This is a genomic window from Pseudomonas sp. DC1.2 (assembly GCF_034351645.1).
Classification (GTDB): domain Bacteria; phylum Pseudomonadota; class Gammaproteobacteria; order Pseudomonadales; family Pseudomonadaceae; genus Aquipseudomonas.
The window spans coordinates 2504333-2517716 of the sequence record NZ_CP133782.1 but is presented as its reverse complement, the minus strand read 5'-3'; the positions used below and the strand labels follow the sequence as shown (position 1 = coordinate 2517716).

General features: G+C 58.9%; 10 protein-coding genes. 7 read left to right on the top strand and 3 right to left on the bottom strand.

Going from position 1 to position 13384, the window contains the following annotated elements; translation table 11 throughout:
* Window positions 1-19 precede the first annotated feature (19 nt).
* The 3 genes from glgB to RHM68_RS11485 form a co-directional block, all read right to left on the bottom strand.
* Window positions 20-2251 (bottom strand): 1,4-alpha-glucan branching protein GlgB, encoded by a 2232-nt coding sequence (glgB, locus tag RHM68_RS11495; RefSeq protein ID WP_322223024.1) that lies wholly within the window; start codon window positions 2249-2251, stop codon window positions 20-22.
* 2 nt (window positions 2252-2253) lie between these two features.
* Window positions 2254-5595: a maltose alpha-D-glucosyltransferase gene (gene treS, locus RHM68_RS11490; RefSeq protein ID WP_322223022.1), complete on the bottom strand. Its 3342-nt coding sequence runs from the start codon at window positions 5593-5595 to the stop codon at window positions 2254-2256.
* 134 nt (window positions 5596-5729) lie between these two features.
* Window positions 5730-7727, bottom strand: coding sequence for an alpha-1,4-glucan--maltose-1-phosphate maltosyltransferase (locus tag RHM68_RS11485; protein ID WP_322223020.1), 1998 nt, complete (start codon window positions 7725-7727; stop codon window positions 5730-5732).
* A 227-nt stretch (window positions 7728-7954) separates the two neighbouring features.
* On the opposite strand from RHM68_RS11485, the gene RHM68_RS11480 reads away from it, so the two are divergent.
* The 7 genes from RHM68_RS11480 (at window position 7955) to RHM68_RS11455 (ending at window position 13251) form a co-directional block, all read left to right on the top strand.
* Entirely contained in the window at window positions 7955-8116 is a 162-nt protein-coding gene (locus RHM68_RS11480) for a hypothetical protein (protein WP_322223018.1), read from the top strand.
* A 362-nt stretch (window positions 8117-8478) separates the two neighbouring features.
* Complete coding sequence (locus tag RHM68_RS26690) at window positions 8479-8715, top strand: response regulator transcription factor (RefSeq protein WP_369124955.1); 237 nt, start codon at window positions 8479-8481, stop codon at window positions 8713-8715.
* On the top strand, window positions 8675-8947 hold the full coding sequence (locus RHM68_RS11475) for a helix-turn-helix transcriptional regulator (RefSeq protein ID WP_322223016.1): 273 nt from the start codon (window positions 8675-8677) through the stop codon (window positions 8945-8947). Before RHM68_RS26690 ends, RHM68_RS11475 begins: the two co-directional genes overlap by 41 nt.
* Window positions 8948-9077: 130 nt before the next feature.
* Complete coding sequence (locus tag RHM68_RS11470; protein WP_322223014.1) at window positions 9078-9764, top strand: sensor histidine kinase; 687 nt, start codon at window positions 9078-9080, stop codon at window positions 9762-9764.
* Window positions 9761-10411 carry a response regulator transcription factor gene (locus RHM68_RS11465; protein ID WP_322223012.1) on the top strand — a complete coding sequence of 217 codons (651 nt, stop codon included), beginning with the start codon at window positions 9761-9763 and terminating at the stop codon, window positions 10409-10411. The genes RHM68_RS11470 and RHM68_RS11465 overlap by 4 nt, the downstream gene beginning before the upstream one ends.
* A gap of 206 nt (window positions 10412-10617) precedes the next feature.
* Window positions 10618-11976, top strand: a complete 1359-nt coding sequence (locus RHM68_RS11460; protein ID WP_322223009.1) for a hypothetical protein — start codon at window positions 10618-10620, stop codon at window positions 11974-11976.
* Window positions 11977-12075: 99 nt separating this feature from the next.
* On the top strand, window positions 12076-13251 hold the full coding sequence (locus tag RHM68_RS11455; protein WP_322223007.1) for a hypothetical protein: 1176 nt from the start codon (window positions 12076-12078) through the stop codon (window positions 13249-13251).
* Window positions 13252-13384: the final 133 nt, after the last annotated feature.

The window sequence follows — 13384 nt, the reverse complement described above, 5'->3', positions numbered from 1 at the left end:
GCCTGCCCGTGAACTCGGATCAACCCTGCGGCCGCAGAATCAATACGGCCAACGGCGGCAAATTCAACACCAGCGAGAGTGCCTGACCGTGGCTTGGCGCTTCCTCGGTAAACGCACCGCCGCCATTGCCGTAGTTGGAGCCGGCATAAGTATCGGCATCACTGTTGATCATCTCGCCCCAGCGGCCGGCAAGCGGTACGCCAATACGATAGGCCTGACGCGGCACTGGCGTGAAGTTGGCCACTACCAGCACGGGCCTCCCCTCTTTACTCCAGCGCAGAAACGCGTAGACGCTGTTGATCGCATCATCGCCGATCAGCCACTGGAAGCCTTGGGGAGCATCGTCCTGGTCGTGCAGTGCCGGCTCCTCGCGGTACAGTCGATTGAGGTCGCCAACCAGTTTTTGCACACCTTTGTGTTCGGAGTATTGAAGCAAGTACCAGTCCAGTTGCTGGTCATGGTTCCACTCACGCCATTGGCCGAATTCACAGCCCATGAACAACAGCTTTTTGCCCGGATGCGCCCACATGAAACTCAGGTAGGCCCGCAGGTTGGCGAACTTCTGCCAGCGGTCACCGGGCATTTTGTCGATCAGCGAATGCTTGCCGTGTACCACTTCATCATGGGAAATGGGCAGGATGAAGCGTTCGGACCAGGCGTACACCAAGCCGAAACTCAGCTCGTTATGGTGATGCGCGCGGTACACCGGGTCTTGCTGGATGTAGTGCAGCGAATCGTGCATCCAACCCATGTTCCACTTGTAGTTGAAACCCAGCCCACCCTGTTGAGTGCTCTGGCTGACACCCGGCCACGCGGTGGACTCTTCGGCAATAACCAATGCACCGGGCGCCTCCAGCGCCACCACGTCGTTGAGGTGGCGCAGAAAGTCGATGGCTTCAAGGTTCTCGCGACCACCGTGCCGGTTAGGCACCCACTCGCCGGCCTTGCGCGAGTAGTCGCGATAGAGCATCGATGCCACAGCATCGACCCGCAGGCCATCGATGTGGAAATGTTTGAGCCAGTGCAGCGCCGACGCCAGCATGTAGCCATGCACTTCGGTGCGGCCCAGGTTGTAGATCAGCGTGTCCCAATCTTGGTGAAAGCCTTCGAGTGGGTTGGCGTATTCGTACAATGCGGTGCCGTCGAATTGCGCCAAGCCGTGGGTGTCGGTCGGAAAATGCGCCGGCACCCAGTCAAGAATTACGCCGATGTCAGCCTGGTGGCAGGCATTGACGAACGCCGCAAAATCATCCGGCGCGCCATAACGAGCGCTCGGGGCGAATTGTGAAAGTAGCTGATAACCCCAGGAACCACCGAACGGGTGTTCCATGATCGGCATCAGTTCGATGTGGGTGAAGCCCAATTCCTTCACATAAGGAATCAGTCGCTCAGCCAATTCATGCCAGTTGTACTGACGGGCCACTTCCCCCAGATCATCCAGCTCACACTGCCATGAACCGGCATGCAGTTCGTAAATCGACAGCGGTGCGCTGGGCGCCTGACGCTCGCCACGGGCCTGCATCCAGTCGTGATCCTGCCAGTCGATGCTCAGCGGCGAAGCCACTTTTGACGCGGTGTCCGGCGGCAGCGTAGTTGCCAGAGCCATCGGGTCAGCCTTGAGCGGCAGAATCCCGTTGGCGCCGAGGATTTCGTACTTGTACGTCTCCCCGGCCTGCAAGCGCGGAATAAACAACTCCCAGACCCCCGTCGGATGACGCAGACGCATCGGGTGTCGCCGACCGTCCCAGACGTTAAAGTTGCCGACCACCGACACCCGTTTGGCGTTCGGCGCCCAGACGGCAAAACGCACACCAGCTACCCCGTCGACTGTCATCAACTGGGCGCCAAGGCAACTGCTCAGGTCCCGGTGATTACCTTCGGCAAACAGGTACAAGTCCATATCGCCGAGCAATGGGCCGAAGCTGTAAGGGTCTTCCGCGACCTGCTCGCCGCCGGCCCAACGGGTGCGCAGCACGTAAGGCTGGGCATGATCGAAGTGTCCGACAAACAGCCCGGGGGCGTGAGCGGCTTCAAGGCTGCCCAGCACTTCCCCGCAATCGTTGGCCAACACCTGCACGCTCAGCGCATCCGGCAGATAGGCACGAATGAATTGCCCGCCATGACCATCGCCGTGGGGGCCGAGTATGGCAAACGGGTCGTGATGTTCGGCCCGGACCAGGGCATCAATGTCCCGCGCACTGGGCAACAGCGCCTCTTTAGCGTGCCCCTGTTCCTTGTTCGAGAAACTCATGACTACTCTCCACCAAGATCGGAAAAGGGTTTAAGCCCACTTAATAATCCAAACAAACCGTGCAACGGCACGGGTAGCCAAGCGGGACGATTTTCAGCCTCATAGGCCACTTCATAGGCCGCCTTCTCCAGACCGAACAACGCCATCGCGGCGTCCTCGCCTTCAGGATCTTGCCATGCATGAGCAAGACTAGCTGCCGCCAGCCGATAGGCGTCGATAAATGCTTGACGCGCCTCACTTAGGTAACGATCCGCCACCCGTTGACGAGCGGCCTGGGTGTCCCCGGTGTGATCGACGTTGTTGACGTTGATCGCCATTGCTGCCGCGTAATCGAAAGAGCGCAGCACGCCGCTGACATCTTTGTAAGGGCTGTGCTTGCCCCGGCGCTCGCTCAAGCGCCGCGCCGGCTCGCCTTCGAAATCGATCAAGTACGCATCGCCCTTGATCACCAGGACTTGACCCAAGTGCAAATCACCATGGACACGGATGCGCAAACCACCGACCGCTTTTTTGCCCAAGTCTTGAACATGGCCGAGGAGGGCTTTTCTGTTGTCCAGCAAGTGGCTAACCAAAGCCTTGTCCGCCGGGTTCAATTCATCTTGATGCTGCTTGAGCAGCTTCAACGCATGCTCCAATTGCGCGGCCACGTCCTTGGCCGAGGCCAAGGCTTCTTTTTGCGTGGTGACCTGTGGCGCGAAGTCTGGATTGTCGGTGGGTGCGGCCAGAACCTGATGCATCTCACCCAGACGCTGGCCGAGCATGCCTGCGAAATCTTTCAGCTCGCCGAGCGCGTTGTAATGTTGTCCCTGCTCGGAGATCGCGCCCGCCAGCTCGTCGCGCAACGCGCGCTCAAGGTTATTCTGCGTCCACTCCCAAGCATCGCCCTGATTGCTCAAGTAGCCTTGGGCGATCATCAGCAAGTTGTCTTCGCCTTGGGCATCACGGCGAATCACCGACCCCAGCAGCGGTGAGATATTGGCGAAACCGGCCTGAGTCAGGTACGCGCTCATTTCCAGTTCCGGGTGGACGCCCGATGCGACTTTGCGAATCAGCTTCAGCACCAGGCTACTGCCGATCACCACCGAACTGTTGGACTGCTCGGCAGACAGGTAACGCACCTCGGACTCCGCGTTGAGGCCAAGTCGGCTCAGCTCCTGCGTAGGCTCGAAGCGGATCTCACCTTCGCTGGAGGCCAGCACGGTACTCGATTGCATGCCGTGCAGCACCGCCCTGACAAACGTCTCAAGGCTGAACGCATCGGTGATCAAACCCACCTGCCGCACGCGTCGAACACGAGACAACGCCAGTTGCTGCGGCAACGCCGCGCCGACTTGATCTTCGGAGATGAAGCCGAACGGCAGTTGATAGCGATTGGTCTGACCGCCGCTGGCAACATCGATTTCGCTCAACAGCACGGGATGTTGTGGATCGCCAAAGCGCGCACCGTAGGCGATTTTAACGCTGTCGATAGCGGCATCCTTGCCCGCAAACCAGCGGCGATTTTGCAGCCAACTCGGCAAAATACCCTGCTCCAGACTGTCGCGCGACGGCGATTCGAGCAGTTCTTCCATGCGTTTTTTCAGCACCAGGGTGGTGAAATCCGGCAGGCTTTGCGCGGGCTCCACATGCCAGCTCGGCATCTGGTTTTCCGCGGCCAGCACAAACCAATAAAAGCCGTAGGGCGCCAGGGTCAGCAAAAAATTCAGCTGGCCGATCGGCGGGAACGCGTTGCCGCCGAGCATTTCCACCGGGACCATTCCGGCGTATGCCGACAAATCAAGTTCTGCGGCTTGCGCGCTGCGCGACACGTTGGCCACGCACAGAATGGTTTCGTGTTTGCCATCAGCGCCGGTGAATTCGCGGGTGTAGGCCAGAATCCGCCGGTTGCTCGGCGAAAGCATTTTCAACGTACCGCGCCCGAAGGCTTTCGATTGCTTGCGCACCGCGAGCATGCGCCGGGTCCAGTTCAGCAGCGAGTGCGGATCGCCGGCCTGGGTTTCGACGTTAACCGACAAATAGCCGTACTGCGGGTCCATGATCGGCGGCAACACCAGGCTGGCCGGGTCGGCGCGAGAAAAACCACCATTGCGGTCGATAGACCATTGCATCGGCGTGCGCACGCCGTCACGGTCGCCCAGGTAGATGTTGTCACCCATGCCGATTTCATCACCGTAATACAGCGTCGGCGTTCCAGGCATCGACAGCAGCAGGCTGTTGAGCAGTTCGACACGGCGGCGGTCGCGCTCCATCAACGGCGCCAGGCGACGGCGAATACCCAAGTTGATCCGTGCCCGACGGTCAGCGGCGTAGTAATTCCATAGGTAATCACGCTCCTTGTCGGTCACCATCTCCAGGGTCAATTCATCGTGGTTGCGCAGGAAGATCGCCCACTGGCAGTTAGCCGGGATTTCAGGGGTCTGACGCAGGATGTCGGTAATCGGAAAGCGGTCTTCCTGGGCCAGCGCCATGTACATGCGCGGCATCAACGGGAAGTGAAACGCCATATGACACTCGTCGCCGTTCAGGCCGTTGGCGTCGGTATCACCGAAGTACAACTGCGTGTCTTCCGGCCATTGGTTGGCCTCGGCCAGCAGCATGCGGTCCGGGTAATTGGCATCGATTTCGGCGCGAATCTGTTTGAGGACGTCGTGGGTCTCGGGCAGGTTTTCGTTGTTGGTGCCGTCGCGTTCGATCAAGTACGGAATCGCATCCAGGCGCAGGCCGTCGATGCCCATGTCGAGCCAGTAACGCATCACCGACAGCACCGCTTCCATAACCTGCGGGTTGTCGAAGTTCAGGTCCGGCTGGTGGGAATAGAAACGGTGCCAGAAATACTGGCCAGCCACCGGGTCCCACGTCCAGTTGGACTTTTCGGTGTCGAGGAAAATGATGCGGGTGCCGTCGTATTTCTGATCGTCATCGGACCAGACATAGAAGTCGCGGGCCGCAGAACCTTTCTTGGCGTTGCGCGCGCGCTGGAACCACGCGTGTTGGTCCGAGGTGTGGTTGATGACCAGCTCGGTGATGACCCGCAGCCCTCGCTTGTGAGCCTCGGCAATGAAACGTTTGGCATCGGCCAGGGTGCCGTAGTCGGCATGCACGCCGCGGTATTCGGCGATGTCATAACCGTCATCGCGACGTGGAGAGGGATAGAACGGCAACAGCCAGATGGTGTTGACGCCGAGATCGGCGATGTAATCGAGTTTGGCAATCAGGCCCGGAAAGTCGCCGATACCGTCATCGTTGGAGTCGAAAAAGGACTTAACGTGAACTTGGTAAATCACCGCATCTTTGTACCAGAGCGGGTCTTTGATGAAAGTCGCTGCTGTGGGTTTCTTCGCCATTTGAAACTCCTGTTGAAAGCTAGAGAGCGCCCTGACCGAGGTCATTTCAGTGACGCCCTGCGTCATCGCAGCGGACGCAAAGCGTCCAAGGCGGCATTCCCACGCCGAGCGCGGGAACGATCAGTGCCGTGTATTCAAGAAATAGTGATTCGCCAAATCCCGAAGGGCTGATGGGCCGGGTCAATCCGCATGAACTGGTACTTGCCGTACCACGTCCAGCGATGGCCACTCATCAAGTCTTCACCTTGAGTGCTGGCGTCGTCGGACAAGCCCATTTCCCATAGCGGCAATTCGAAATTCGCTTCCTGCACGTTGTGCGGGTCGAGGCTGACCGCGACCAGAATGAAATTGCTGCCATCGGCGCTGCGCTTACCGAAATACAGAATGTTGTCGTTCCACGCGTTGTAGAGCTTGAGCCCCAGGTGCGTATGCAGCGCCGGGTTCTGCCGTCGAATTCGATTGAGCTGAGCGATCTCGGCAATGATGTTGCCCGGCGCGTTGAAGTCCCGTGGACGTATCTGGTACTTCTCCGAGTCGAGATACTCTTCCTTGCCCGGCACCGCCGCGGCTTCACACAGCTCAAAACCCGAGTACATGCCCCACAGGCCCGAGCCCATGGTCGCCAGCGCGGCGCGGATGAGAAACCCCGCACGCCCGGATTCATGCAGAAACGGCGGGTTGATGTCCGGGGTATTGACGAAGAAGTTCGGCCGGAAGCACTCGCGCCACGGCGATTCATTGAGTTCACTGAAATAGCTCGCCAGTTCCGCCTTGCTGTTACGCCACGTGAAGTACGTGTAGCTCTGGGAATAGCCAACTTTCCCCAGACGCGCCATCATCGCCGGCGTCGTAAAAGCCTCCGCCAGAAACATGACCTCGGGGTACTGCGCTCGCACATCAGCAATCAACCACTGCCAGAACGGCAGGGGTTTAGTGTGCGGATTGTCGACCCGGAAAATCTTCACGCCCTCCTCGACCCAACCCAACACGATGTCGCGTAACTCGACCCAAAGGCTCGGGATCGCATCGGCGGCATAGAAATCGACGTTGACGATGTCCTGGTATTTTTTCGGCGGGTTCTCGGCATATTTGATCGTGCCGTCGGGCCGCCAATTGAACCAGCCCGGATGCTGCTCAAGCCATGGATGGTCCTGAGAACACTGGATCGCGAAGTCGAGCGCGATTTCAAGACCATGATCAGCCGCCGCCGCGACCAGCCGACGGAAGTCATCGCGGGTGCCGAGTTGCGAGTGAATCGCCTCGTGCCCGCCCTCTTCACTGCCGATCGCGTAGGGGCTGCCGGGGTCATCGGGGCCTGCCGTCAGGGCGTTGTTCGGCCCTTTACGGTGGCGACGACCGATCGGATGGATGGGCGGGAAGTACAGCACGTCAAAGCCCATGTCCTGGATCATCGGCAGCCGCGCGTGCACGTCGTTAAACGTACCGTGCCGCGCTGCGTCATCAGTGACCGAGCGTGGAAACAGCTCATACCAACTGGCAAATTCGGCCAACACTCGTTCAACGTCCAGCGGGTATTCCGGGCTCAAACTCAGATAGGCACGGTGATCGGCCTGGGCCATCAAGTCGGCGCTACGCTGGTGCATAAACAACGCCACCTGCTCGGTTTCGAGCAGCCCCGACAACTCATGGTGCAACGCCGCCAGGGCTTCGCTCAGCGGCCCGTCACTGCGCTCGGCAGCCTGTTGCACCATCGTGCGGCCTTCTTGCAGCTCAAGGCTGACGGGCACGGCCGCGTTGTGCTTTTTTTCCAATTCATAACGAAAGCTGGCGAACTGATCGATCCAGGCTTCGATACAAAACAGGCAACGTCCCTGCTGCTCGACACGAAAGCGCCCCTGCCAGCCGTTGTTACCGACATCGGTCATGCGCTCGCGTTGCCAGATGTCTTGGCCCTCTCCACGCCAACGAATGTAAACCGCCAACTGATCGTGGCCGTCGGCAAACACGGTGCTAGTCACCTCGACGTCTCGGCCAACGATGGCCTTGACAGCAAACTGCCCACCCTCAACGGTAGGCGTGGTGTTTTCGATGACGATGCGCGGCAGCAACAGGGCCTGCGACAACGGCATAGAGGGGTTGTAACTGAGTTCTGTGGGTTTTTCAGCCGTCATCGAGCATCTCTCCTTAACGCCCCAAGGACGCTCTTGTGTCTGGTGTTCCTGCAGATCGACCACGCGGCCCGCAGTGAACTCGCTTAAGTTCCGAGCGACTGGCCCCGGTAAAAGTTCACAGAAATTTGCCCGTGTCGGTTTCCTTAAAAAATCGGGAATCAATGGCTCAGTCTTAAGGTCAATGGCTTAACTCCTGTTTGATAAGAAGCAGAAATGAGGCCATGTTCATGAATATTCCAATACCGGCTGAAACCCCCGATCCCAACATCGACGACCCGACGCTTCCACCTCCAGACCCTCAGCCTGTCCCTGAGCAAGACCCGATACCGCCAGGTATCCAGCCGCCTGTGGGCGACCCGCCAAATGAAGCGCCGCCGTTGAAGGCTTGAGACAAGCGTAGTTATAGATGCCGACAGGCGTGATTCAGTTAGCGTCTCGAACATGAACGCTACCGCCTGTCGCCTTTCCTGAAAATCAGCGCCCTCTGCACCTCCCTTTAGTACCCCCCCGACCTTTGATTCGGGCTTTTCTAAACACAGCGACTGCTCCGCCACCCCACTCGAAGACTGGAAGTTTTTTGAACTATCCTGTGTGTCTATCAGGGCCGGTCACTTCGAGGCAAGGCTACGGGGAGCTCGATAATGATCAATGCATCCAAGATCACGACTGCCTTGGCGCAGGCCAAGTTGCCTCACACCGATGATCCGGCGCGGCGGTCATCCAGATTGGCCGGCCAGCACATGATGTCGGCTTGAGTCCGGTCAACTTCAAACCACTGACGCCACGGGAGCGCGAGGTGATGCGATTGATCAGCCTGGGCCTGGACTGTAGGGCGATTGCCCTGCAGTTACACATCAGCCCTCTGACCGTTCGTAAACATCGCAGCAACATCATGGCTAAAAAGGGTCTGACCCATTCGGCGCAGCTCTGCGCGTTTGCCGTAGAGCGTGACTTTCGTCGAACAAGCGCTGAATCAGATCACGGCTGAACCCGCGCCCCCACCCGGCCGTTCCTCTTCCCCGCTGTCGCGCCGAGAACAACAAATCGCGCGGCTGATCGCGGGCGGTCGCACCAGCAAGGAAATTGCCCAAGCGTTGGGTGTCAGTGACCTGACGGTGCGTAAACACCGAGAAAATCTGTATCGAAAACTGGCCATCAGCAGCATCGTGCAGCTCGTGCGCTATTGCCTGGACCAACAACTGATCAGGCCGGCCAGCTAAAGCATCGCTACTACGCCATCGGTGGTATTGCCGGACTCGCAAACTGTCTCCAATCATGTAACGGCGAAATGCCATAACTGAATCACTCGAGCAGCCGCCCGGGCGTCAGCCTCGTTAACGGAGACAAGGAATGTCACGCCAACACAAGTGTGCCTGTCCGCCCGCGTGCCTCGGGGCCATCGAAAACGAACGTTTGCGTATCGCCTGTGACCTGCACGACCACGCGGGGCAACACTTGGCCCTCGCCCAATTGTGCTTGGCCGAACTGCAACGACACGCAGCAGCACCTGCGCTGCAGCCACTGATTGAGCAATTACAGCGCCTGATCCATGAGGCCAGCGCGAGCCTGCGCACGGTGGTGCAAAATTTGGGGAACGAGCCGATGCCGCGTCAATCCTTGGACGACGCGCTTCGAGGGCTGGTTCTGGGCATGCAGCAACGTTTTCCCGACGCCCCAACCATTGTTCTGAACCTGCAAGGCCCACCCATACCGCTAGCGGACAGCATCACTCAGACTTTATTGCGCGCAGTCAGCGAGCTGCTGGCCAATGTCCGCAAGCACAGCGGCGCAACGCAGGCGACGCTCAGCTCTGCGTGCCACGAGCACAGCCTCACGGTGTGCGTAGAAGACAATGGCCATGGTTTCGCGCCGGCACTTAAGGGTCAGTGGGGCGGCTTTGGTTTGCGCAGCATTGCGCTGCAACTCAAGCCGCTGGAGGGACGCGTGCTACTGGACTCAGAGCTGGGCCGTGGCACCTTCGTGCGTCTGCTCGTGCCCACTCATCGCGGGTGTCATTCCGCGAGGAACCGCTCATGAGCCCTGCACCGCTGAAAATTTTGCTGGTCGACGACCATAGCCTGTTTCGCCAAGGCCTCGCCGCGTTGCTGCTCAGTGAGCACGACCTACGCATTGTCGGTCAGGCGGCCAATGGCCTTGAGGCGCTTGCGTTGATTGCCCCACAGCCTCCGGATCTGATGATTATCGATCTGGAGATGCCGCTCTTGAACGGCATCGACACCATCACGAGGGCGCACAAACTGGTTCCAGCCCTGCGGTTTTTATGCGTTTCAGCCCACGGTGAACAACGCCGCATCAGCGCGGCGCTGGACGCCGGCGCCTCAGGCTATCTGCTCAAGGACTGTGCCGCCGACGAGTTAGTCAAAGCCGTGCGCACCGTGGCTCAGGGACGAGGCTACCTGTCGCCGGAAATCGCCACGGCGATGGTCTTGAGCCAGCGCTTGACCCACACCAAAACCCCCGCCTGCGCAGCGGCAAGCCTCAGCCCACGGGAGCGGCAAATCCTGCAACTGCTGGTGGAGGGGCTCACCACCCGAGCGATTGCCGACTGCATGCACATCAGTGGCAAAACCGTGAGTACGCACCGCGAACACATCATGAGCAAGCTAAACCTCAAGGGCATCGCACAACTGACACGTTATGCACTGCGCGAAGGATGGCTTTAACGCTGACGGGCGTCGGTATGAATACCGAGGAAAGAATCAGTCTTTTGGAGACCATAAATCAGCATTGCGTACAGGTTCACAGCGTCGAACACACGTTAGCCTTTGTTTCAGACGAGAGCTGCAGGCAGTCCTGCACTGATCGTCTCAGGAGGTCGCGGTACTGGCCGCGATGCTCGGTTTCCCCAACCGATTTGGAGCGATAAAAAATGGCTAACATTGATACGTTGGATCTGTGGCAAAAATGGATGGGCGCTGTTCAGGCCGTGGCACTGCCGGGTGGCCTTGGTGAAACTCAGCGATTCAGTGCAGGTTCAACCACCCTTAACATTGATCTGGGTAATCCCAACCCGAGTATCCAGAACTACTACATCCATGGCTTGGGTGATGTGGTGCCGGCTAACAGCCCATCCTACTCGGCGGGCAGTGGCTTGCTGTCTGCTTATGCGACCTTTCTCGACTGGATCGATCCAGGTGCTGTACTCAACCCGAACCTGGCGAGTCAGGTTTCGATCGCGACCACCAACCTCAATACCGCGCAGACAGGCTTCAATAGCGTGCAAGTGCAAGCCTTTACCGCCTACACCAGCGCCAAAAATGTCTTCCCCAACCTCCCTGCCTTCCAGGATTGGGTAGGACAAAGCTACCCGTCCTATATCGCAGCGAATAACACGCTGATCGGCGCTGCCAGCGCCTACGAACAATCGATGATTGCGATGTATGGACCGGGCTACAGCGTCCTTCAAACGGCGCGGACAAAAGTCGGCATTAACGGTGCGCAGAGCTTGCTGGGGGCGAACGCGTTCAACATGGCCGTCACCTCCGGCTCCGTCTCGCCGCCAGGCAGTCAACCGGTCGTGATTGGAGGGACGACTCCGCCCCCCGTGAGCGCCCAGGTGTCATCACTCGCACCGTCTTATACCCTCCAGGCGTTTGGCACCAAATATGCCGAATGGCAAGCCGCTAGCGTTGCCGGCAAGACCAATGCTGGCGCCTCGATCACCATTACGTCGAGCACTGCCACCTACAATCTGGACAAGTCGGGCTGGAGCACGTCGGCCAATGCCAGTCTGTTCGGAGACTTCTTCAGCTTTTCCCTGGGCGGCTCGGCCAGCGGCCAAAAAACCAGCATCGACACCTCCAGCAGCGACTTTTCCTTGCAAGTCGACTTCACCGGTTTTGGCAGTTTTATGGTCAGCCCCGGGCAGTGGTGGGACAGTGCGCTGGTGGCGTTAAACAGCAAAAAACTGAAACCCAACGCGCCGATTTTCTTTGGTGACGATGGCGCTTTGTCGGCTATCGCCACCCAAGTGGTGGTGGGCTTTGAGCCAACAGTCACGCTGAAGATGAGCGCCAGCGATTACAGCAATGTCAAAAGCAGCTGGGACGCGACCGCCACCACCTCAATCGGTATCGGTCCATTCCGTCTTGGGTCGCTCAAAGGTTCAGCTAATGGCACCAAGCAAAACATCAAATACGACGATGCCACCGCGTCCGTGACCATCGGCCCGCTAAGCAGCACGCTCCCGATATTGCTGGGTGTGATCAGTCAAAAACTCGGCGTCTAGGCCTTCGCCAGCGGTTGCCCTTCGCCTTTCGGCAAAGGGTGGACCGCCTCTGGATCCGCGCCAAAACAGGGAGCACTGACCGTGCCAAGCGACTCATCAATGTGGCAGCTTTATACGCAGACCCTTGCCCATTGGGCGCACGTGACGGGTAGCGAGATTTTTTCGGTCGCGGCCATCGATACCTTCAGTGACCTTGGCAGCCCGGATACCGGCGTGTGTAACTGGAGCATCTATCAACTGGGCAATGGCATCCCCTCACCCAACGGCAGCTATTCACCCCACAGCGGACTGTTTTCGTCTTACTGGGTTTACCTCAGCTATCTGCTTCAAGACGCTGCACCCTCCCCCCTACTCTTACAGGCAAACGCTCACACGGCGGCAGCGCCGATCAATTTCGAACACTATCGGCAACTGCTGCTAGCCACGCGCGCGTCTCAAACCGCCGGGGCTCAGACAGGTTTACGCACGGCAAACACCACCACGAATGCCGCCAGCCTGGCAGCGGCGCATCAATCGCTCAAGAGCGCCTGCAACGCCTGCGCACCGCAGATTATTACGGCAATGGATCAGTGCTGGCTGGCCTCTCTTCAGCAACCGACATCACTCAACATGACGGCTGGCACTGCCGACACCACGATTTTTCAATGCCCCGGATACACCCTTGAGCAGTGGGCCCAGACCCTGCCCGTCTGGCGTGGCAACGGGTTGCTGCGCAGTAGCGCTCCGATGACCCTGCTTGACAGCGTCGCCATCAACCTGCCCTCGTCATCCAGCCACACCGTACTCACGCAAATGCTGACCGCTGCCGACTGGCCGGCATTTATTGAGCTGAGCGCCGCCAATACCCGCTCGATAGCACTCAGTAACCTCAGCAGCACCTCCATCACCATGAGCCTGTCGGTTGAGCAATTTTCACGCTTCGCACTCAGCGCTTCCGCTTGGTTTAACGCCAATTTTTTTGACGGCGCCCGTTACCCGATACCGCCCGCGGCGGCCGATTTTTTCAGTGCCAACGGCGCCATTGGCCTGCTGCCCAGCCATGCCGTGGTGGGCTTTCGTCCGCACCTGACGCTGAGGGCCAGCAACCTGGCGCAGGCCCAAGGTTTGGCCAACTCGGTCACGCGCATCGGGCCGTTCAACGTCCAGGCGACGGCAACCGTACAACTCCCGGCCGGGGCAAGCGGCAGCTCGGGTGCCGTTGATATTCATTTTGACGCACGGGATTCGAACCTGCCGGTGCTGCTCGGCGTGATCAGTAACCCGACCTCGCACTGACCGAACTTTTTCAAGCGCTGACCAAGGAGGACTGCAATGACCAAAACAGATGAGTAACGAGCCACACACGCACCACCAAACCTATGTTTTTAATGGAATGAACGAGGTAAAAAATCATGGCGTACAGTCAAGA